This is a genomic window from Micrococcus terreus (genome assembly GCF_900116905.1).
In the GTDB taxonomy this organism is placed as follows: domain Bacteria; phylum Actinomycetota; class Actinomycetes; order Actinomycetales; family Micrococcaceae; genus Citricoccus; species Citricoccus terreus.
Map to the genome: position 1 here is coordinate 46,704 of NZ_FPCG01000007.1, position 21,640 is coordinate 68,343.

Annotated in this window: 19 protein-coding genes and 1 riboswitch; of the genes, 10 read left to right on the plus strand and 9 right to left on the minus strand. The window is 69.5% G+C overall.

All coding sequences use genetic code 11. From position 1 onward, the window contains the following. A riboswitch (glycine riboswitch) is annotated at positions 1 to 108 on the minus strand. Between the two features lie 167 nt (positions 109 to 275). The 3 genes from BM355_RS14650 (at position 276) to BM355_RS09240 (ending at position 2,770) form a co-directional block, all read left to right on the plus strand. Beyond that, positions 276 to 1,229: a fibronectin type III domain-containing protein gene (locus BM355_RS14650; RefSeq protein WP_245760710.1), complete on the plus strand. Its 954-nt coding sequence runs from the start codon at positions 276 to 278 to the stop codon at positions 1,227 to 1,229. Between the two features lie 48 nt (positions 1,230 to 1,277). Further along, entirely contained in the window at positions 1,278 to 2,246 is a 969-nt protein-coding gene (locus tag BM355_RS14655; RefSeq protein WP_245760711.1) for a metallophosphoesterase family protein, read from the plus strand. A gap of 149 nt (positions 2,247 to 2,395) precedes the next feature. After that, positions 2,396 to 2,770 (plus strand): ectoine synthase, encoded by a 375-nt coding sequence (locus BM355_RS09240; RefSeq protein ID WP_091697624.1) that lies wholly within the window; start codon positions 2,396 to 2,398, stop codon positions 2,768 to 2,770. A gap of 157 nt (positions 2,771 to 2,927) precedes the next feature. Here BM355_RS09240 and BM355_RS09245 read toward each other — a convergent pair whose 3' ends face one another. Together BM355_RS09245 and BM355_RS09250 are read right to left on the minus strand one after the other, a co-directional pair. Then, positions 2,928 to 3,833: an SDR family oxidoreductase gene (locus BM355_RS09245; protein ID WP_091697627.1), complete on the minus strand. Its 906-nt coding sequence runs from the start codon at positions 3,831 to 3,833 to the stop codon at positions 2,928 to 2,930. Between the two features lie 127 nt (positions 3,834 to 3,960). Continuing rightward, on the minus strand, positions 3,961 to 4,926 hold the full coding sequence (locus BM355_RS09250) for a LysR family transcriptional regulator (RefSeq protein ID WP_091697629.1): 966 nt from the start codon (positions 4,924 to 4,926) through the stop codon (positions 3,961 to 3,963). Positions 4,927 to 4,996: 70 nt separating this feature from the next. Between BM355_RS09250 and BM355_RS09255 the strand changes: the two genes are divergently transcribed. Continuing rightward, complete coding sequence (locus BM355_RS09255; RefSeq protein ID WP_091697632.1) at positions 4,997 to 6,070, plus strand: YeiH family protein; 1,074 nt, start codon at positions 4,997 to 4,999, stop codon at positions 6,068 to 6,070. Positions 6,071 to 6,124: 54 nt separating this feature from the next. Next, complete coding sequence (locus tag BM355_RS09260; protein WP_091697633.1) at positions 6,125 to 6,622, plus strand: pyrimidine dimer DNA glycosylase/endonuclease V; 498 nt, start codon at positions 6,125 to 6,127, stop codon at positions 6,620 to 6,622. Between the two features lie 87 nt (positions 6,623 to 6,709). Here BM355_RS09260 and BM355_RS09265 read toward each other — a convergent pair whose 3' ends face one another. Further along, entirely contained in the window at positions 6,710 to 7,246 is a 537-nt protein-coding gene (locus tag BM355_RS09265; RefSeq protein WP_091697637.1) for a CarD family transcriptional regulator, read from the minus strand. A 301-nt stretch (positions 7,247 to 7,547) separates the two neighbouring features. Beyond that, positions 7,548 to 9,038, minus strand: coding sequence for a helix-turn-helix transcriptional regulator (locus BM355_RS09270; RefSeq protein ID WP_091697638.1), 1,491 nt, complete (start codon positions 9,036 to 9,038; stop codon positions 7,548 to 7,550). 88 nt (positions 9,039 to 9,126) lie between these two features. Between BM355_RS09270 and BM355_RS09275 the strand changes: the two genes are divergently transcribed. Continuing rightward, the gene (locus tag BM355_RS09275) at positions 9,127 to 10,026 is read left to right on the plus strand and encodes a PaaI family thioesterase (RefSeq protein WP_091697640.1); all 900 of its coding nucleotides are present in this window, start codon (positions 9,127 to 9,129) and stop codon (positions 10,024 to 10,026) included. An 18-nt stretch (positions 10,027 to 10,044) separates the two neighbouring features. Here BM355_RS09275 and BM355_RS09280 read toward each other — a convergent pair whose 3' ends face one another. From BM355_RS09280 to BM355_RS09300, 5 genes are all read right to left on the minus strand, one after another. Beyond that, positions 10,045 to 10,857, minus strand: coding sequence for an enoyl-CoA hydratase (locus BM355_RS09280; RefSeq protein ID WP_091697642.1), 813 nt, complete (start codon positions 10,855 to 10,857; stop codon positions 10,045 to 10,047). Between the two features lie 73 nt (positions 10,858 to 10,930). Continuing rightward, positions 10,931 to 11,971: an enoyl-CoA hydratase/isomerase family protein gene (locus tag BM355_RS09285; RefSeq protein ID WP_091697645.1), complete on the minus strand. Its 1,041-nt coding sequence runs from the start codon at positions 11,969 to 11,971 to the stop codon at positions 10,931 to 10,933. 59 nt (positions 11,972 to 12,030) lie between these two features. Then, positions 12,031 to 13,866, minus strand: a complete 1,836-nt coding sequence (locus BM355_RS14810; RefSeq protein WP_281247573.1) for a cytochrome b/b6 domain-containing protein — start codon at positions 13,864 to 13,866, stop codon at positions 12,031 to 12,033. 53 nt (positions 13,867 to 13,919) lie between these two features. Beyond that, the gene (locus BM355_RS09295) at positions 13,920 to 14,942 is read right to left on the minus strand and encodes an electron transfer flavoprotein subunit alpha/FixB family protein (RefSeq protein ID WP_091697648.1); all 1,023 of its coding nucleotides are present in this window, start codon (positions 14,940 to 14,942) and stop codon (positions 13,920 to 13,922) included. Positions 14,943 to 14,995: 53 nt separating this feature from the next. Continuing rightward, on the minus strand, positions 14,996 to 15,775 hold the full coding sequence (locus tag BM355_RS09300) for an electron transfer flavoprotein subunit beta/FixA family protein (protein WP_091697650.1): 780 nt from the start codon (positions 15,773 to 15,775) through the stop codon (positions 14,996 to 14,998). Positions 15,776 to 15,934: 159 nt separating this feature from the next. Here BM355_RS09300 and BM355_RS09305 point away from each other — a divergent pair, with 159 nt between their 5' ends. The 4 genes from BM355_RS09305 to BM355_RS09320 all read left to right on the plus strand — a co-directional run bounded on the left by BM355_RS09305 (position 15,935) and on the right by BM355_RS09320 (position 21,600). After that, positions 15,935 to 16,711 carry an NUDIX domain-containing protein gene (locus BM355_RS09305; protein WP_177227906.1) on the plus strand — a complete coding sequence of 259 codons (777 nt, stop codon included), beginning with the start codon at positions 15,935 to 15,937 and terminating at the stop codon, positions 16,709 to 16,711. A 317-nt stretch (positions 16,712 to 17,028) separates the two neighbouring features. Beyond that, positions 17,029 to 18,333, plus strand: coding sequence for an isocitrate lyase (gene aceA, locus BM355_RS09310; protein ID WP_091697652.1), 1,305 nt, complete (start codon positions 17,029 to 17,031; stop codon positions 18,331 to 18,333). A 274-nt stretch (positions 18,334 to 18,607) separates the two neighbouring features. Next, positions 18,608 to 20,284 (plus strand): malate synthase A, encoded by a 1,677-nt coding sequence (aceB, locus tag BM355_RS09315; RefSeq protein WP_091697654.1) that lies wholly within the window; start codon positions 18,608 to 18,610, stop codon positions 20,282 to 20,284. A 203-nt stretch (positions 20,285 to 20,487) separates the two neighbouring features. Further along, entirely contained in the window at positions 20,488 to 21,600 is a 1,113-nt protein-coding gene (locus BM355_RS09320; RefSeq protein WP_091697656.1) for an NAD(P)-dependent alcohol dehydrogenase, read from the plus strand. The last annotated feature ends 40 nt before the right edge of the window (positions 21,601 to 21,640 follow it).

A 21,640-nucleotide genomic window follows, 5' to 3' on the forward strand; every position in this document is an offset into this window, starting at 1 on the left:
CCTTCCCGCACGGTTCTGGGGCCTGAGAGATTCCTGGGGAGGAGTTGCTCCTTCGGCGTCCGATCCGGCCGGTGTCCGACCCGATCAGCACTCTCCCGTGCGGGGACAGTGGCGTGCCTCCCAGTGTGTCACACCGCACGTGCCCGGTCACCCGCGTTCACCTGGACGTAGCCCAGGACCACCGGTTCCGTCACGTGAAGACCACCGGGGATTCGCCCGGGCGGGGCATGCTGTGTTCGCTCTGCCCCACCCCCCGGACCATGAAGGACTCAGCCATGACCGCACCGCACCCCACTGCCCGCAGCCGTCGCCGCCCTGTCCGCGGCCTCCGGCCGCTGCTGGCGACCGCCGTCATCACCGGAACCCTCGTGGCCACGCCCGCGGCCGCCGTCGGGCCCTCCGTCACGCTGCCTGCGGCCCCGCAGACCGACGCCTCCCCGGCTCCTGCACCCCAGGACGGGTTCCGGGTGCTGCCGTACCTGATGGAGCCCACTGCAGACTCGATGGACCTGGTCTGGTTCTCCGAGACGGACCAGCCCGGCACCGTCCAGGTCTCCGGCCCGGGCCTGGGCGGCGGGAAGGGCAAGGGCAACGACGCCGGCCGCTACACCTCGGATCCTCAGTACCGCCCGTTGCTGGAGTACACGGACAAGGAGCTGGACCAGTCCATCACCGGCCTGGTGAAGGGCTCCTGGCTGAAGGCCGACTCGAACTACCGGCACCGGGTCTCCATCACCGGGCTGAAGCCGGGCAAGACCTACCGGTACACGGTCATCCAGGGCGGACAGACCCGCTCCGCCAGCTTCGAGACCGCCCCGAAGGCCAACTCCTGGGACGAGATCCGGATCATCGCCTTCTCCGACTCCGAGACCGAGCCCTACGGCCGGGTGGAGCACCGCGAATGGGAGCTCTCCCCCGTCAACGGCTACACCGAGGACTCGCTGCCGCGCCCGGGCGAGGGCTCGGCATGGGACCGGATCTTCGGCCACACCACCCGGTACGGGCAGTTCACCCTGCGCTACCCGCTGAGCCAGGACACGGCCATGCGGGAGAACATGAAGCACATCGAGGCCGCGGACCCGGACCTGATGATGATCGCGGGGGACCTGTCCCAGGGCTCGGGGTACCAGCCGGCGTGGGATGAGTTCTGGCGGTACTTCGCCGGGGAGCACGGCACGCTGGCCTCCACCACTCCCCTGCTGACCGCGCTGGGCAACTGGGAGACCTAAGCGGCGCTGAACGGGGGCTACGGGACCCCGCAGGACCAGTCCCCGGCCGTGATCAGCCGCAACAAGTACCACGAGTACTTCGAGCGCACCGGGGAGGGCACCGATCAGGCGAACCCCCAGTACCGGGGCTCCTACTACCGCACGGACCACGGGCCGGTCACCGTGCTGACCCTGGACTCCACCAACGGCCTGCCGGATGAGAACACCAAGACCGGGACCCTGTCCGGACCGGTGTTCTCCGGGGACGACACGAACCTGACCGAGGAGAGCCTCTCCACGGACACCCAGGGCGAGTTCACCCGCGAGGACTATGACCGTGCGTTCACCGAGGTCTTCCCCGGCACCACCACCGCAGACTCGGATCTGCCCAACGTCAACGAGGGCACCGCTCAGTGGGAGTGGGCCCAGGAGCAGCTGGCCGACGCCCGGGAGAAGGGGCAGATCGTGCTGGTGCAGTTCCACCACGCGGCCTACTCCAACGGCGTCCACGGCACTCCGCCGAACCACGAGCACGCCGACAACCAGTCCGGTGTGGCCATGCGCGCCTACACCCCGATGTTCGAGGAGTATGGCGTGGCCGCGGTGATCTCCGGGCACGACGAGATGTTCGAGCGTTCCTGGGTGGACACCGACGGGGACGGACGGGGCTTCCACTCCTACGACGTGGGCGTGGCCTCGGACGGACTGCGCGGCGAGCAGCTGGCCCGGAACGAGGACGGGGTCTACGAGCCGATCCGCTTCAACTCCCACTCCGAGTGGATGGCCGCGGCGGACGAGCCCGAGCACTGGGAGGACATCGACGGGGTGCGCCAGCTGGTGGACGGCGGCCTGCACTACGGCCACCTGCAGATCGACATCACCCGTCAGGGTCAGGGCGCCGAGCTGACCCTCACCCCCGTCTACGTGTTCCCGGTGCTGGACGAGGACTACGAGCTGGTGCGCACCGAGCGCCGGGAGTACGACGACGTCATCACCTTCTCCGTGGACCGCAACGGCCTGCCCCAGCAGCAGGGCTGAGACCGGTGGGACCGTCATGATCGTGACGGTCCCCACGAGCGTTTCAGCGGACGGCTGAAGCCGGTCGACACGCGGGTGACAGGGGCGGGGAGACTTTCCTAGGGTCGAAGGACAGCACGATCCCATCTGATCCCCACCGAGAGGAATGCATGTTCACCCGTACCCGCGAACAGTCCGAGACCGTCGACTGGGGAAGCGGCACGAGTGACCGACTCCTGGTCGCTGACGACAACATGGGCTTCGCCGTCGCCCACACTGTGGTGAAGGCGGGCACCTCGTCCAAGCTGCAGTACACCAACCACCTGGAGGCCTGCTACTGCATCGCCGGCTCCGGCTCCGTGGTCGAGGAGGACGGCACCGTCCACGAGATCACCCCGGGCACCATCTACGTCCTGGACGAGCACGACGCCCACGACCTGCGCGGCGGCGAGGACGAGGATCTGGTCCTGGTCTCCATCTTCAACCCGCCGATCACCGGCAACGAGAAGCACACCCTGTCCGAGGACGGCTACTCCGGATACTGATCCTGCGTCCGGCTCCCCCGGACCAGCACTTTCCCGACGACGGCCACCCCGGCATCTGCCAGGGTGGCCGTCGCGCTGTGGTCACCGGCGCATAGGGTGTCCGTCAGAGGTCGGTCCTCGTTCGAGGACAGTCCGCGTCCTCGAACGAGGACAGACCTCAGAACACGGGCATGCCCCCGGTCACGCCGAGCACTGACCCGCTGACGTAGCTGGCCTCTGCGGGGCAGGCCAAGAACACGTAGGCCCCGGCCAGCTCCGCTGGCTGGCCGATCCGTCCCAGTGGAGTGTCAGCACCCATGTGGGACACTGCTCCAGGCTCCTTGGTGGCCGGCTGCAGCGGGGTCCACACCGGCCCGGGGGCCACAGCGTTGACCCGAATGCCCTTCTCCCCCAGCTCGCCGGCCAGGTTCGCGGTGACGTTGTTCAGCGCGGCCTTCGTGGCGGCGTAGTCCACCATCGTCTCCGAGGGCTCGTAGGCCTGCACCGAGGTGGTGTTGATGATGCAGTCCCCGGCAGACAGGTGCGGCACGCAGGCCCGGGTCAGCCACAGCGTCCCGTAGAGGTTGGTCCGCACCGCGCGGTCCAGGTCCTCGGTGCGCAGCCCCTCGATCCCCGCTTCGCCGCGCGCCCAGTGGTAGCCGGCGTTGTTGACCAGGATGTTCAGCCCGCCCAGTCCGTCCACCGCCTCCTGCGCGATCCGCGCACAGGTGTCCTCATCCCGCAGGTCACCCGGGATCAGCACCGCGGTCCGCCCGGCCTTCTCGATCCACCCGGCGGTGTCCTGGGCGTCCTCAGCCTCCTCCTCCAGGTAGTTGATCGCCACGTCGGCCCCTTCGCGGGCGAAGGCGATCGCCACGGCCCGCCCGATCCCGGAGTCACCGCCGGTGATCAGCGCCTTCAGGCCCTCAAGCCGTCCACGTCCCACCCAGCTGGACTCACCGTGGTCCGGCACCGGGTCCATCTGCGCGGTCAGTCCGGGCGGCTCCTGCTGCTGGGCGGGCATGGTCCCGTCCGCGTCGGTCATCGACTCGGCGTGCCGTTGCACTTCAGGCTGGTCGTTCATGACGTTCTCCTTGCTCTGGCGCCGCGCCGGGGTGTGAGGCGCGTGCTGACGCTGACACCACCCTAGGAACCCGGGCCCGCCCGCACCAGGGGCGTGCCAGCCTCCACGCCGGAAGCAGAACGCACGCTCATCGGGGCCGGGGAGCCTCACCCCGGGCGATGCGCAGCAGGTCTCCGGCCAGCCCGATCGGCTCGCGCACCCCGTACCAGACAGCCCGCAGCTCCCGGCCGAGCTCGCCCCCGGCCACCGGGACGCGCAGCAGACGCCCGTCCTGCAGGACCTGACGCACGGCCAGTTCGCTGAGGACCGCTGGGCCCAGCCCGGCGGCCACCGAGTTCAGGATGGCGGCGTTGCCGTTCAACTCGGCCACCGGTTCAGCGCGCACCGTCCCGGGAAGTCGAGCCGCCAGCACCGCCTCGTAGGCGGCCCGCGTGCCCGACCCTGCCTCACGCTCCACCAAGGGGGTCCGGGCCAGCTCGTCCAGCGAGAGCGCACCACCGCGGTCTGCCCACGGGTGCCCAGGGGCGACCACCACCACCAGCTGGTCATGACGCACCAGGGTGCTGCGCACATCCCCGGGGATCTCCGGGGTCTCCACGAACCCCAGCGGCACGGCGCCCTGGCGGACCTTGGCGATCACGTCCCTCGAGTTGGAGATCTCCAGCACGGGGTGCACACCGGGGTGGGTGTGGGTGAGCTGGCTGATCCACTCGGGCACCAGGTACTCGGCCACCGTCATGGAGGCGCCCACCCGGAAGAGCTCACCGCCGCTCGGAGCCGTCGCCGTCAGCGCCGCCACGGCAGCGTCCATCTGATCCACTGCGGAGAGCACCGTCCGCGCCCACTCCACCGTGAGCGCGCCCTCGGTGGTCAGCGCCGACCCCTGCGGCGAGCGCACCAGCAGCGGGTACCCGAGCCGACGCTCCATCAGCGCGATGGACCGCGACGCATTGGACTGCGCCACCCTCTGGGCCCGCGCTCCTGCTCCCAGGCTCCCCTCATCGGCGATCGAGACCAGCAGCCGCAGGGTGGGGATCTGCACCCATCGAGCCAGTGATGCCCCACGCGCCGCCCGAGGTGTCTCAGATGTCATATCGTCAGCATATCCCCCCATGTGCCGTGGGAGTCTCCCCACTCCGCAGGATGGCGGGTGGACTCGGATCATGTCCGCTCCCTCTGACACCGGCTCTGCCCGCACGCCCGATGCCGTCCGCACCCACTGGTGGCAGAAGGTGCCCCAGCTGTTGCCGGGCATCGTGGTGTCCTTCATCGGCGCCGGCCTCGCCTGGGGCATCGCCCAGCTGGTGCCCGGGCTGAGCACCCTGCTGGTGGCGATCCTGCTCGGTGTGATCTGGTGCAACCTCGCCCCCGTGCCCGCCGCGCTCAAGCCCGGCACCGCCTTCTCCGCCCGGCACATCCTGCGGGCCGGGATCATCCTGCTGGGCCTGAAGCTCTCCCTGGGTGCCATCGCCGAGCTGGGCGTGGGCGTGATCGTGGTGGTGGTGGCCGCCGTCGGGATCACCTTCGGCGTGACCGTGCTGGTGGGCCACTGGCTGAAGATCCCCACCCCGCTGACCCTGCTGGTGGCCTCTGGCTTCTCCATCTGCGGTGCCGCCGCCGTGGCCGGCGCCGAAGGCGTGCTCAAGGCCAAGAAGGAGCACGTGGCCGCGGCCATCGGGCTCGTGGTGCTCTTCGGCACCCTGATGATCCCCACCATCCCGTTCCTGGTCTCGCTGTTCGGGCTGGACGAGGAGGCCGGCGGGCTCTGGGCCGGCGCCTCCGCGCACGAGGTCGCCCAGGCCGTGGCCGCCGGCGGCATCATCGGCAGCAGCGCGCTCGCCGTGGCCGTCACCGTCAAGCTGGCCCGCGTGCTGATGCTCGCCCCGGTGATGGCCGGCATGGCGTGGTGGATGCGCCGCGCCGCCACCCTGGAGACCGCCACCCACAGGTCTGACGCCGAGGGTGGCAGGACCAAGCTGCCCCCGATCGTCCCTGGGTTCGTGCTGGGCTTCCTGGCAATGGTGCTGCTGCGCACCTTCGGGCTGGTCCCGGAGGCCCTGCTGGGACCGGCAGACGTCCTTCAGAGCCTGCTGCTGACCGCCGCGATGTTCGCCCTGGGGCTGGGCGTGCACCTGCGCACCCTGACCCAGGTCGGCCCTCGCCCGGTGCTGCTGGGCGTGATCTCCACGGCCGTGATCCTGACCATCGGCGGGCTCGGCGCGGTCCTGGTGGGCTGAGCCCCAGCCTGCTGAACCCGTGGGCCACTGAGCTCCAGGCCGTACGCTGACTCCATGCGCATCTGGAGCCTGCACCCGTCCCTGTTGGACCAGAAGGGTCTGGTGGCGTGCTGGCGGGAGACCCTGCTGGCCCAGAAGGTGCTGCAGGGCCGGACCTCCGGGTACCGGAACCACCCACAGCTGGAGCGGTTCCGCGCGCATCCGGATCCGCTGGCGGCGATCGGCTCCTACCTCTCCGGGGTGGCCGACGAGGCCGATGCCCGCGGGTACCGCTTCAATCGGGACCTGATCGTGTGCCCGCCTCAGCAGTCGTCAGGGACCGACGACGGCCCCGCGCCGATCGCTGTCACCACCGGTCAGCTGGACCTGGAGTTCCGCCACCTGCTGGCCAAGCTCGAAGTCCGCGATCCGGACCGCCATGCCCGCCTGAGGAAGGCACCTGCCGGTGCGACGTCGTCGGGAAGGCCTGGCCCTGAAGGCACCCTGTGCGCCCATCCGCTGTTCACCGTGGCTCCCGGCCCCGTGGAGAGCTGGGAGCGGAACGAAGGCTGAGCACACAGCACGGGGCGGGACCGACCGTGATGGTCCGTCCCGCCCCGTATTGCGGTGCTGCTGTCCGCTCGGTGAGGAGCTCCCGGATCAGACCAGGGCGGCGTCCTCGTTCTCCTCGCTGAAGCCGAACTCGGTCAACGGGGTGCCGGTGGCGACCAGCTCCAGGATCTCGGTGGCGCGGTCCTGGTCGACTTCCAGGGCCAGCGCGACCTCGGCGACCAGCGGGGACTGGGCGTCGCGGAACAGGTCCTTCTCGGCCATGGACAGGCCCTTGGAGTCGCGGCGGCGGCCCAGGTCACGGACCACCTCGGCCACGCGCTCCAGCTCACCGGTGGCGATCTTCTCCTGGTTGGCCTTCATCCGGCGGGACCACTGCTGCTCCTCGGAGGTGGTGGGCTCCTGGATGATCTCCAGCAGGCGGCGCAGTCGGACGCGGTCGCAGACCTCGCGCACGCCGACCTCCTCCGCCTTGGACTCCGGAATGGAGATCGTCAGATCCTGATGATGGATCTGGAGCGTGATGTAGGCCACGTCATCCCCCTTGACCTTGCGCACCTTGCGGTCGGCGATGGTCGCCGGACCGTGGTGGGGGTGGACAACGAGCTGGCCTGGAGTGAACTGCATGAATCTGGACCTTCCTGACGACGGGCACCACCCTCGACGACACCGGGCCCGGCGGGGCGCTCACGCACTCCCCCACTGGTTCGGGGACAGTCATCCCGAGACAGCTGCCCGTGTCAGCAGTCTCAGGCACGCTGTGACCGGTCAGCCCCGTCATGAGGCGGTGGCGACCATGCGATCTCAGCGAGTTGGCTCACACCATTTTCTCACACGTTGCTCAGATGGTTCGCTCTGAGTGGATTCGCATGTAGGCTTCGCCCCCTTGACAACGGCGGGAACATCCTCCCCGACGGCGCCACGCCCCTCATCCGGGCAGGTCACCTTGCAGATCGACCTGGTCCTGGGCCTGCAGGAACTCGAAGACCTCCACCTCGTCCACCCCGGGGAAGGCCCCGGAGGGCATGGCCGCCAGCAGGTGGGCGTTGGCGCGGGCGGCCGGCCAGGCATGGCCTCCCCAGGCGGCCTCCAGTTCGGCGTTGGGCTGACGGCAGCAACTGGGGTCAGGGCACCGGGAGATCGAGCGGGAGGTGGTCTCCTTGCCCCGGAACCAGCGCGCGGAGTCGAAGGGCACGCCGATGGAGAGCGAGTAGAACCCGGAGGAGTGCCCCTCCACCACGGCGGTGCACCAGAACGTCCCGGCGGGGGTGTCGGTGTACTGGTTGAAGGCGCGGAAGCCGTCGCCGACGTCGAAGACCTCACGGGAGGTCCAGTAGCGGCAGACCTGCTGCCCCTCGATCGCCCCGGTGTGGTCGGCGGGGAAGGAGACGCCGTCGTTCTCGTAGGCCTTGTGGATGACCCCGGACTCGTGCACCTTCTGGAAGTGGCAGGTGATGCCCAGGTGCTCGGTGGCCAGGTTGGTGAAGCGGTGCGCGGCTGACTCATAGGAGACCCCGAACGCATCGCGGATGTCCTCGATCGCCAGATCCCGCTCGGCCTTGGCGCTCTTGAGAAACTTCACGGTCTCCTTCTGCGGCATCATCAGGGCCGCCGCGAAGTAGTTGGTGTAGACCCGCTGGCGCAGGAAGTCCGAATAGTCCGTGGGCTCACCGTGGCCCAGCACATAGGAGCCGATGGCCCCCAGCAGGACCGACCGGGCGTCATGGTCCGGGTGCCGAGACCGAGCCAGGTAGAACCGGCGGTTCTTCAGGTCGGTCACCGAACGGGTGGAGTGGGGCAGATCGGAGACGAAGCGCACGCTGAAGCCCAGATGTTCAGCCAGGCCGGCCGCCGCACGGTGGCTCAACGGTCCGCCGGAGTGGCCCACGGCGTCCAGCAGCTCCTGCGCACGGCGCTCCAGCTCGGGGTAGTGGTTGTCCCGCTCCTTCATCTCCTGACGCAGCTCGGCGTTGGCACGGCGGGCCTCCTCCGGCGTGGCCGCCTGCTCCTCCAGACGACGGCGCAGCTCCCCTTCCAGCCCTGCGATCACCTCCAGCACCTCGGTGGGGGTGCGCGGGGTGATCTTGATCTGGGGCAGGCCCAGGGTGGCGTAGTGGGCACCGCGTTGGGCCTTCTCCACCGCGATCTCCAGGGCGGCTCGGCGGCTGGGCGCCTCCGCGGAGAGCAGGTCCTCCAGCGTGGTTCCCAGGGCGGACGCCAGTCGGGTGAGCAGGCTGATGCGCGGCTCGCGCTTGCCGTTCTCGATCAGGGACAGGTGGGACGGGGTGGCCTCCACCGCTGCGGCCAGTTGGTCCAGGGTCCGGCCGGTCTGCTTGCGCAGATGCCTCAACCGCCGGCCCAGCACCACGGGATCCAGTGCGGGGACGGTCTCGGGGCCTGCCGAGGTTCGATCTGCCATGCACGCATGCTAGTCAAGAACGTCGGGATTTTCGCCCGCACTGCCGTTCTGCTCTCCGGGCAGCCAGAAGGGGCGGTAGATTGCTGCGGTGACCTCTGCTGACGATGCCTTCCATGATCGCCCTGCACCCGGCGCCCGCGGTCCGCTCGGACACGTTCTGGGCCGAACGGAACGGCTCCTGCGGGTCCGGCTGTTCCGCGATCCGCTCGACGGCGTCCAGGGCGCACGCACCGGCCTGATGACCACCGGGCCCTGGGTGCTGGACCCGGACGGACGTCCCACCGGTGCCGCTGCCTCGGTCATCATGGACAACACCCTGGCCACGTCCCTGCACGCCGCAGAACCGGCCCTGCAGTGGCTGGTCACCACCGAGCTGCAGCTGAACGTCCTGCGTCCGCTCCCCCAGGACGGTGCCCAACTCGAAGCTTGGACCCGCACGCGGGTGGCCGACCACGGCGGCGGGCTGGCCACCGGGACCCTGATGGGCACGGACGGCACCGAGTACGTCCAGGCCTCGGGCTGGTTCCAGTCGGTCGGTGAGAGCCCGGCACAGGCCCTGCGCGACTTCGAGCAGGCGGCTCAGTTGCCGCTGGGACCGGAGACCGAGTCACCGCTCGGGATGCTGCTCGGCCTGGACTCCGACTCTCTGACTCCCCCGGGCGCGGACCGCCCCGCTGTCACCGATCAGTTCCAGGACGGACTGCGGTTCCAGGAGCTGCCGCAGCTGCGCAATCCCCACGGGGCGGTGCACGGCGGGGCGATGACAGCCATGGCCGCCCTGGCGGCGCAACAGGCCATGCCGGACCGGCTGGACTTCGACCTGCAGTCCCTGCGGGTGGTGTTCCTGCGCCCCGCCGGTGGCCCCATCACGGCCCGGACTCGCGTCCGGCACGCGGGCCGGTCGCTGCGCGTGGTGGAGGTCGAACTGATCGGAGTGGCCGGCAAGCCGTTCATCCACACCGAATCGGTCTTCCGCACCACCCGTTGACGGGGCGCCCCCGACGGCTCAGCGGTGGGTGAAGTCCGCCTCGCGCTTCTCCACGAAGGCCGCCATGCCCTCGCGCCGGTCCTCCAGGGCGAAGCAGGCGAAGTTCAGGCGGCGCTCCAGGCGGACACCCTCGGCCAGGGAAGACTCGTAAGCGGCGTCCACGACTTCCTTGGCGAGCATGGCGACCGGCCGGGACATGGAGGCGATGGCGGTGGCCATCTCCAGGGCCGTCTGCTGCAGCTCGGCCAGGGGCACCACGCGTGCCACCAGTCCGCTGCGCTCGGCCTCCTCAGCCTTCATGGTCCGGCCGGTCAGCACCATCTCCATGGCCTTGGACTTGCCGATGGCGCGGGTCAGGCGCTGAGAGCCGCCCATGCCGGGGATCAGGCCCAGCTTGATCTCGGGCTGGCCGAAGGAGGCGTTGTCCGCGGCGAGGATGATGTCGCACATCATCGCCAGCTCGCAGCCGCCGCCCAGGGCGTGCCCGGACACCGCGGCGATCACCGGGATGCGCGTGGCGGCGAAGCGGTCCCAGAGGCCGAACAGGTCCTCTGCGTAGACCTGGGCGAAGTCCTTGGAGGCCATCTCCTTGATGTCCGCTCCGGCGGCGAAGGCCTTGTCCGAACCGGTGAGGATGATCGCCCCGATGTTCTCGTCGGCGTCGAAGGCGGCCGCAGCCTGGACCACCTCGCGGCAGAGCTGGCTGTTCAGGGCGTTCAGCGCCTTCGGACGGTCCAGCTGGATGATGCCCACCCGGCCCTCGGTGCGGACCTGGATGGTCTCGTAGCCGGTGTCGCTGCTGGTCTCGCCGTGCGTCTGCTGATCGGTCATGCGGAAGGCTCCTGCGTCGTCGTCGTGGTGTGTCTGTGTGGTCCGGTCTTGCTGGTGCTGGTCAGGGCGCTGTTCAGGCACGCAGCCCGAGGTCTCCCCCGGCAGGCTCGGCGAAGTAGGAGTCCACCGTCTCGGCGGAGACCTCCTCCAAGGTGGCGGGGCTCCACTGCGGGTTCCGGTCCTTGTCCACCAGCTGGGCGCGAATGCCCTCGGGCATGTCCTGCCCGCGCATCATGTGGTGGGTGAGGCGGTACTCCACGTTCAGCGCCTCCTGCAGTGAGCGCAGGCCCCGGGCGCGACGGATGGCGGCCAGGGTGACCTTCACCGAGGTGGGGGACTTGGACAGGATGGTCTCGGCGGCCTTCTGGGCGGCGGGATCCTCGTGGTCCTGCAGGGCTGCGACGATCTTCTCGGCCGTGTCCTGCGCATAGGCGGAGTCGATCCAGGGGCGGTGCTCCCACAGCTCGGAGGGCGGTGCCTGCTCAGCCACGGCGACGATCGCCTCGTCCGCCGGGGTGGTCTCCAGCGCCTGAGCCAGCTCGTCCAGGCGGTCCGAGGGGACGTAGTGGTCGGCCAGGCCCAGCGCGCAGGCGTCCGCCCCGGAGATGTGCTCGCCGGTCAGGCCCAGGTGCAGGCCGAACTGCGAGGGCGTGTGAGAGAGCAGCCAGGTGCCGCCCACATCCGGGAAGAACCCGATCCCGGTCTCCGGCATGCCCATCCGGGTCCGCTCGGTGACGATCCGGTGGGAGCCGTGCGCCGAGACGCCCACGCCGCCGCCGAGCACCAGTCCGTCCATGAACGCCACGTAGGGCTTGGGGAACTGCGAGATCAGCGAGTTCATGGTGTACTCCGTGCCGAAGAACTCGTCAGCCTCCTCCGGGCGGCCCTCCAGAGCCGAGGTGCGCACCGAGAGGACATCGCCCCCGGCGCACAGGCCACGCTCCCCCGCACCGCTGACCAGCACGGTCTGGACGGAGTGGTCGTCCTTCCAGGCCTCGAGCCGGTCCTTGATCTCTTCGACCATCTGCCGGGTCAGCGCGTTCAGGGCGCGGGGCCGGTTCAGGATCAGGTGGCCCAGACGGCCCTGCTGACGGACGATGATCTCCTCGGTCACGGCATGACTCCTTCACCGGGTTCGGGACAGGGGTGGCGAGACGGGGTGTGGTGCGCGTCTCAGTTCTTGGTCACAGTACCGGTCTTCTGTGCCAGGGGTGCGGTGAAGACCGGGCGGGTGAGGAACCAGGCGGCGGCGATCACGGCCACTGAGCCCAGGAAGATGATCAGTCCCCACCAGTCGGTGACGTCCCGGGAGGTGTACATGTGGTTCAGGTTGCGCAGGGCACCGGTGAAGAAGACCAGGAACACGTGCACCAGGGTGAACCCCACGAAGTAGAGCATCACCGGGAAGTGCAGGGCCCGGGCGGCCTCAATGGGGAAGACCCGGTTCAGCCCGGTGGCCTTCTGCGGCCACCACGTGGACATCCGCAGCCCAGTGAGGATGGCCAGCGGGGCGGCGATGTACACGGTGATGAAGTAGGCCATCACCTGCAGGGCGTTGTAGTGGATCCACCCGTTCTCGGTGGGCCAGTCCAGGGAGGCGTACTGGATGGCCACCGAACCTATGTGCGGGAAGATCTCCCAACTGGTGGGCACGATCCGCGCCCAATGCCCGGTGATCGCCAGCAGCACGATGAACACCGCACCATTGGCCACCCAGGCCACATCCAGCACCTGGTGCAGCCACTGGGAGAGCGAGACCTTCTTGACCGTGTTGCCCTTCGGGGAGAAGAACCCGCCCTGCTTGGGCTTCCAGTACCCCGGAGGACGCTTCTCCATCCGCACCTGCAAACCCGTCCGGACGATCAGCACGATGAAGAACATGTTCAAGAAGTGCTGCCAGCCCAACCAGGCCGGGATCCCCTCCGGCGTGCCCTGCGGCTGCGGGGCATGCCCGTCATAGGTGGCGATGAACTCCTGCACCCCCGGCATGGTCCTGGCCCACCGGGCCAACAGCACCATCACCAGAGCGGCCAGCACCGCAACGCCCACCCCGACGACGGCCCGCTTCCACAGCGGCCACGGCACCTTCTCCTCAGGCTCGGTCTCAACGCCACCAGCGGCGGCAACCGGCTTCTGGACGGCGGCAGCGGCCGGCTTCGGCGCGGCCGGGGCCTGCTCCTGTTCCTGCTCCGAGGGGCTCGGCACAGCAACCGGGGCCGATGAGGCGGTGTCGGCCGAGCCCGCAGCAGCGGCCGGGGCGGAGGCCTGCGCGGCTGAGGGGGCAGCAGGTGCCCCCATCCGCCGGGGCTGTCCGCCCATCCGCTGCTTCGCCGGCGCCGGGGCAGCCTGGTCGCTGGCCGGGGCCGCAGCGGGGCTGGACTGCTCGGCGGCCGAAGTGGAGTCCATCGCCGCCGGCGGCACGGACTGAGCTGCGGGCGCGGTGGTCTGCGCTGTCGCCGCGGTAGCCGGTGCCTGCTGTGTGCGCAGGGGCGTGTACCCGGCCATGCGCTGTTTCTGCACCGCAGGAGCGGACGGTGCCGCCTGGGCAGGAGCCGGTGGGGCCTGCGTTGCAACCGGAGCAGGGTCCGAGGACGCCTCCTGCCTGGCTGCTGTGCCCTCGGTGGCGGCCTGTACCGCAGGGGCGGTGGTGGTCGACTGTTCGGCGGCCGGCGCCGGCGCCGCTGCGGCGGTGCCCGGGGTGCTCGGGGCGCTGGTGCCACCGCGCAGCGGGGTGTACCCGGCCATGCGCTGCTTCTGCACGGGGGCGGCCGGGGCTGCCGCTGCGGCCGGGGCGGTCTCCGCTGTTGTCGAGGACTCCACCGGCGCCGCAGAGTCCATCGTGGTCTCCACGGGCGCTGACGCCGTAGCCGAGCCCTCCTGCGGGAGGTGTGTGGCCGTCGTCGGGACCTGCTGGGGGCGGGCCTGGTGGGCCAGGGTGTCCGACTCCTGTTCAGGGGCCTGGGGCGCGCCCCGCAACGGCGTGTAGCCCGCCATGCGCTGCTTGGCCATGTGTTGTCTCCTGATGCTCGTTCAGCGGAAGGCTGGGCTCGGTGGGGTCTGGATCAGCCGGAGCGGCGGGCCTGGATCTGCTCGATCACAGCCGGGACCACCTCGAAGGCATCCCCGACCACCCCGAAGTCGGCGATCTCGAAGATCGGGGCGTCCGGGTCCTTGTCGATCGCCACGATCGTCTTGGCCGTCTGCATGCCCGCCCGGTGCTGGATGGCACCGGAGATCCCCAGGGCCACATACAGGTCCGGGGTCACCGAGACACCGGTCTGACCCACCTGCAGCTCCGGGGCGGCATACCCGGCATCCACCGCGGCACGGGAGGCACCCACGGCGGCACCGAGGACATCGGCCAGCTGCTCGGCCAAGCCGAACCCCTCGGCCGAACCCAGGCCGCGACCACCGGAGACCACGGTCTTGGCCCCGCGCAGCGCCGGACGATCCCCAGCCGGAGCGTGCTCGGAGACCTCACGGATCTGGGCACCGGCGGCACCCTGGGACAGCTCCAGCGTGGCGGTGTGGATCTGCGGGGCCTGCACCGGCTGGGCACGCTGGGAGATCGAGCCCGGGCGCACGGTGATGATCCGGGGCCCGCCCTCCACGGTGGACTCAGAGGTGAAGTCACCGCCGAACACCGAATGCTGGGCAATCACCTCCTCATCGGCCCAGCGCAGTCCCACCGCATCGGCGCAGACCGCACCGTTCACCCGCACCGCCAGACGGCCGGCCACCGCGCGGGACTCCGGAGTGTTGGGCACCAGCACCGCCTCCGGAGAGAACTGCCCCACGCCTGCGGCCAGCGCGGCCACCTGCACCGAGCCCAGCTGCGCACCGGCCTGCTCGGACTCAGCCACCAGCACCTGGGTGGCACCCAGAGCACCGAGCTGCTCAGCCACACCCTGACCAGCACCCGGAGCGGCCGTCACCACCGCCACCGGCACTCCCACCAGGGATGCCGCACCCAGCAGTTCAGCGGCCATGCTGGACGGGCGGCCATCAGCCACCGCCTCCACCAACACCAGGATCGGTGCGGCGCTGGCGGTGCTCTGCCGGTTCTGCTCGTTCTGTTCAGTCATCGTCCTACTCCAGTCTTCTCAGGTCGCTCAGATACAGGGGCGCGGCAGTCGGCTCAGACCAGACGCTGGGCGGCCAGGAACTCCACCAGCTGAGCTGCGGCCGTGCCGTCATCAGTCACCTTCGGCCCGGCCTGCTTCTCCGGGCGGGCCTGAGCCGAGACCATCACCGAACGCACACTGGCCTGCTCCGGACCGGCCTGAATGCCCAGATCCGACAACGACCAGCTCTCCAACGGCTTCTTCTTCGCGGCCATGATGTTCTTGAAGTTCGGGAACCGCGGCTCAGCGGCCTTCTCCGTCACGCACGCCACCGCCGGCAGCGGGGCCGCCACGCTCAGCGCACCGGACTCGGCCTGCACCACACCACTCACCTCAGAGGCGCTGATCTCCACGTGATCCACCGAGGGCAGCACCGGGATCCCCCGCAGCTCCGCGATCATCGCCGGCACCACACCACCACGGCCATCCGTGGCCTGATCTCCGGCCAGCACCAGATCCGCACCGATCCGCTCCACCGCCGCGGCCAGCACCTGCGCGGTCTGGACCACATCCGAACCAGCCAACACCGGATCAGTCACCAGCACCGCCGAATCCGCCCCCATCGAGAGCATCTTCCGCAACGTCTTGGTCGCATCCTCCGGCCCCATGCTCACCGCCACCACCTCAGTGTCAGCGTGGGCATCCTTGAACTGCAGAGCCACCTCCATGGTCCGCTCACTGATCTCATCCGGCACCGGCTCCGAGACAGCACGATCCAACATGCCCGTCTCCAGATCCAGCTTCCGGTCCGACCAGGTGTCCGGAACCTGCTTGGCCAACACGACGATCTTCACTCGGGGGTCCTTCCGTGGGCGGCATGGGGTCAGTGCGTCACTGCATGTCTCTGCCAGTCCACGTTACCCGCGGGTCGGCTCCGGCGTCAGGGGACGCGTGGGTGCGGCTGTGCCGTGGCTGGCTATCCTCAGGGGAGGCCAGCGATCAAGGAGACAGCAGTGAGCCGTTCCGGACAGGACCACCACCACGACGACGGCCCCCCACCGGTGCGTCCGGCCGCCACCATCCTTCTGGTCCGGCCGGTGGAGACACCCGAGCGCCCCGGGCTGGAGGTGCTGACCCTCACCCGGTCCACGCAGCTGGTGTTCAGTGCCGGAGCCACAGCGTTCCCCGGCGGACGGATCGAGGACACCGACCCCTCACCGGAGTATGCGGCGGTGCGGGAGACGTTCGAGGAGACCGGCGTGCTGCTGGCCGTGCGCCCGGACGGCTCCCCCGCGGACGTGGACCTGGCGGTGCTCCCCGCGCAGACGCAGGGCCAGATCGAGGAGGACGCGGCGCGCTTCAGCCCGTTCTTGACAGATCTGGGCGTCCAGGCCGATGTGTGGAGCATGCATCTGATCTCCCGGTGGGTCACCCCGGAGGATCAGCCGCGGCGCTATGACACCCGGTTCTATGTGGCCGCCGTCCCCGCCGGGCAGGAGCCGCGCCAGCTCAGCTTCGAGTCCGTCTCCTGGCAGTGGCTCACCCCCGAACAGGCACTGAGCGACTTCCGGGCGGGCGAGCGGTTCCTGATGCCCCCCACCTGGGCCCAGCTGCGGCTGCTCGCCCAGGCCGCCACGGTGCAGCAGGCCCTGCACCTGCCCGGTCAGGAAGAACCCGTCACGCCGCGCTCCGAGGGTGGGACGCCGCGGCGGATCGTGGACTTCCCGGACCATGAGGTCTATGCACTGGACCTGGAGCAGTTCCACGCGCATCGCCCTCGCTCCGCCTGAGGCCGATCCTGCCGCCGTCACCATCACGCCACCGACGACCCCACCCTGAATTGTCATGTTCACCATTTTTTGCAACCAGAGGGCGCCATCTGACGGGCGCAGGTGCGAACGCTTGCCACTAGACGACGTTTCTTGACTGGTGTCATCTCTGGGTGATCTTTTCCTCTGAAACCGGCCTGCGCGGCGCCGGACGAGTGAAGACTTGAGGGCAACGGAGCAGCACCACCGCTCCACCCGCCCCTCAGACCTGCGGACCCCGGCACCTTGCCGGGCCGCCCCGGACCACTCCGGGTCACACCATCAGCAAGGAGTCGATCATGACCGAGCAGACCACGCACACTCCCGCTTCCGCCGAGCAGCTCCAGCACGACTGGGACCACAACCCGCGCTGGGCCGGCATCGAGCGCACCTACACCGCCGAGGACGTCGTCAAGCTGCGCGGCCGGGTCCAGGAGGAGCACACCCTGGCCAAGCGCGGAGCTGAGAAGCTCTGGAACCAGCTGAGCTCCGAGCACGCCGAGGGCGCGTTCACCAACGCCCTGGGCGCCCTGACCGGCAACATGGCCGTCCAGCAGGTCAAGGCCGGCCTGCGCGCCATCTACCTCTCCGGCTGGCAGGTCGCCGCGGACGCCAACCTCTCCGGCCACACCTACCCGGACCAGTCCCTCTACCCGGCCAACTCGGTCCCTGCCGTGGTCCGCCGGATCAACAACGCCCTGCTGCGTGCCGACCAGATCGAGTTCTCCGAGGGCATCCAGTCCGTGGAGGACTACCTGGTGCCGATCGTGGCCGACGCCGAGGCCGGCTTCGGGGGCCCGCTCAACGCCTACGAGCTGATGAAGGCCATGATCGCCGCCGGTGCCTCCGGTGTGCACTGGGAGGACCAGCTGGCCTCCGAGAAGAAGTGCGGCCACCTGGGCGGCAAGGTGCTGATCCCCACCGGTCAGCACATCCGCACCCTGAACGCCGCCCGCCTGGCCGCTGACGTCTCCGGCGTCAACTCGGTCATCATCGCCCGCACCGACGCCGAGGCCGCCACCCTGATCACCTCGGATGTGGACGAGCGCGACGCCGAGTTCATCACCGGCGAGCGCACCGCCGAGGGCTTCTACAAGGTCCGCAACGGGATCGAGCCCTGCATCGCCCGCGCCAAGGCCTACGCCCCGCATTCGGACCTGATCTGGATGGAGACCGGCACCCCGGACCTGGAGCTGGCCAAGCAGTTCGCCGAGGCCGTCAAGTCCGAGTTCCCGGACCAGATGCTCTCCTACAACTGCTCGCCGTCCTTCAACTGGAAGAAGAACCTGGACGATGACACCATCGCCAAGTTCCAGCGCGAGCTGGGCGCCATGGGCTACACCTTCCAGTTCATCACCCTGGCCGGATTCCACGCCCTGAACCACTCCATGTTCGATCTGGCCAAGGGCTACAACGAGCGCCAGATGTCCGCCTACGTGGAGCTGCAGGAGCGCGAGTTCGCCGACGAGGCCCGCGGCTACACCGCCACCAAGCACCAGCGCGAAGTCGGCACCGGCTACTTCGACGCCATCTCCACCGCCATCAACCCGGAGAGCTCCACCACCGCACTGACCGGCTCCACCGAGGCCGGGCAGTTCCACTGAGCCGCACCTGGATCGGCGAGGGGTCCCATCGGACCCTGACCCGCTGAGCACCGGTGGCGGCCGGGCCCCGGCCTGGCCGCCACCTGGTTCTCCCCACCTGTCACCTCACCTCCCGCGTCACCCGCCTTCACCCCAGCTTCCCGACGCCGGCCGCCTCACCTGTGGCGACGTCGTCGGGACATCCTCCCCTCACCACCCGCCACGGGGCACCTGACACCACTCCCCCGGCCCCCGCGCACCGCGCGGTGTGGGCCCCACTCCCCAGGAGAGCACCATGTACCCCACCGATCAGCCCATCACCATCAACGGCGTGACCCTGCAGGGTCCGCATCTGCCCCGCCAGGAGGAGATCCTCACGCCCGAGGCACTGGACTTCCTGGCCATGCTGCACCGCCGCTTCGACTCCCGACGCCGTGAGCTGCTGCAGGCGCGCGGCGAGGTCCGCCGTCGGATCGCCGAGGGGTGGACCCCCGGGTTCCTGCCGGAGACCCGCACCATCCGCGAGGACGACTCCTGGCGCGTGGCCCCGCTGGCCCCCGGGCTGAAGGACCGCCGCGTGGAGATCACCGGCCCCGTGGACCGGAAGATGACGATCAATGCGCTGAACTCCGGGGCCAAGTGCTGGCTGGCCGACTTCGAGGACTCCTCCACCCCGTCCTGGGAGAACATGCTCGCCGGACAGGTGAACCTCAAGGACGCCATCCGCCGGCAGATCGACTTCACCACCCCCGAGGGCAAGGAGTACCGGCTCGGCGGCGTGCAGCTGGTGGACCGCCCCACGATCATCGTGCGTCCCCGCGGCTGGCACCTGGAGGAGGACCACCTGCTGGTGGACGGTCAGCCGATGGCCGGCGCACTGGTGGACTTCGGGCTCTACTTCTTCCACAACGCCAAGGAGCTGCTGCGCCGCGGCCGCGGACCGTACTTCTACCTGCCCAAGACCGAGAACCACCTCGAGGCCCGGCTGTGGAACTGCATCTTCGTGGTGGCCCAGGACGCCCTGGGCATCCCGCAGGGCACCGTGCGCGCCACCGTGCTGATCGAGACCATCACCGCCGCATTCGAGATGGAGGAGATCCTCTACCAGCTGCGCAACCACGCCGCCGGTCTGAACGCCGGGCGCTGGGACTACATCTTCTCGATCATCAAGAACTTCCGGGATCGCGGCGAGGACTTCGTGCTCCCGGACCGCGCAGACGTGACCATGACCGCCCCGATGATGCGGGCGTACACCGAGCAGCTGGTGCGGGCCTGCCACCGCCGCGGTGCCTCGGCGATCGGCGGCATGGCGGCCTTCATCCCCAACCGCCGCGACCCGGAGGCCAATGAGGCCGCGCTGCGGAAGGTCCGTGAGGACAAGACCCGTGAGGCCGCAGACGGCTTCGACGGCTCCTGGGTGGCCCACCCGGACCTGGTGCCGGTGGCCCGCGAGGTGTTCGACGAGGTCTTGGGCGAGCTGCCCAACCAGATCCGGGCGCGCCGCCGGGACGATGTCCAGCCGGATGCCCAGGCGCTGCTGGCCGTGTCCCAGACCCCGGGAGCGATCACCGAGGCCGGTGTGCGGATGAACATCGAGGTCGGCATCCGCTACGTGGAGTCCTGGCTGCGCGGCAACGGCGCCGCCGCCATCCACAACCTGATGGAGGACGCCGCCACCGCGGAGATCTCCCGCTCGCAGATCTGGCAGTGGATCAACGCCGGGTCGCAGGCCCAGCTGGCCTCCGGTGAAGGCACCCGGCGGGTCACCCGCGACTGGGTGGAGACGCTGATGGAGGAGGAGTTCGCCCGGATCGAGCGCCAGGAGGGTGATCGGTTCGACGACGCCCGCGAGGTGTTCGCCGCCTCCGCCCTGGCCGAGGAGTTCCCGGACTTCCTGACCCTGCCGGCCTACCGCCAGTTCCTCTCCGCCGAGGCCCCGCTGCGCCGGGAGCTCTCCGGGGCGGCTGCCTGACGCAGGCGTTCCCCTCTTGTCAACGGGAGGTCATCTTTCCACCCCATCGGCCCTGGTTCAGGGCGGTGAAGGTGAAAGATGACCTCCCGTTCGGGTGCGCTGGTCCGGTCTCTCCCTCTGGCCGAGGCGATGGATCGGTGACAGGCTGACGGGAAGGTGACGTCCCGTCGTCGGGCCGTCCATACCCCGACCGGAAGGCCGTCATGAAGGTCGAAGCACTTGTCGTCCAGGAGAAGGACGCTCCGTTCGTCCGCGAGACCCTCGAGTTGGACGGGCCCGGCCCTGGTGAGGCCCTGGTGCGCGTGGTCGCCACCGGCGTCTGCCACACAGATGCGAACACCCAGGCCGGCGACATGCCGCTGCCTCTGCCCGGCGTGCTGGGCCACGAGGGATCCGGAGTGGTGGAGCAGGTCGGTGAGGGCGTCACCCATGTGCAGGTCGGAGACCATGTGGTGATGGCCTGGCCCTATTGCGGTCAGTGCCGCAACTGTGTCCGCGGGGAGCACCGCTACTGTGAGTTGATCGGGCCGGCCCTGGTGGGCGGGCGCCGGTTCATGGGCCCGCAGGAGGGGACGACCGGCTACCGCCGCGAGGACGGCAGCGAGCTCTCCGGACACTTCTTCGGACAGTCCTCCTTCGCCACGCACGCGCTGACCTACGCGCACACATTGGTGGAGATTCCCGACGACGTCCCCGTGGAGTTGGCAGGTGTCCTCGCCTGTGGCATCACCACAGGGGCAGGGGCCATCCTGAACACCGCCCGGCCGGCGCCCGGTGAGTCCGTGGTGGTATTCGGCACCGGTGCTGTCGGGCTGGCAGCGGTCATGGCCGCCCGGAACACCCCGGCCACCAAGATCATCGCGATCGACCTGCACGACTCACGTCTGGAGATGGCCACCCGCTACGGCGCCACCCACACCATCAACTCAGGACAGGAGAAAGCGATCGAGCGGATCCTGGAGATCTGCGACGGCCCGGCAGACTACGTCCTGGACTGCACCGGAAGTGTGAAGGTGATCGAACAGGCCATGGAAGCCGTCGGGATGCTCGGCACCATGATCCTGATCGGCGGAGCACCGGTCGATGCCCGATTCAGCTTGGACCACTTCCGCACGCTGTGGGGCCAACGGGTGGTCGGCACCCTGGGCGGATCCGGGACCTCGAATGAGCTGATCCCAGCCCTGCTGGCGCTCTACCAGCAGGGCCGGTTCCCCTTCGACGAGCTGGTGGAGTTCTACGACTTCGACCAGATCGACCAGGCACTGGCCGACTCGAAGTCCGGCAAGACCGTCAAGCCGATCCTGCGCATCAGCTGATCAATCATCCACGTCTCACCACTGCACGAAGGAGCACCCC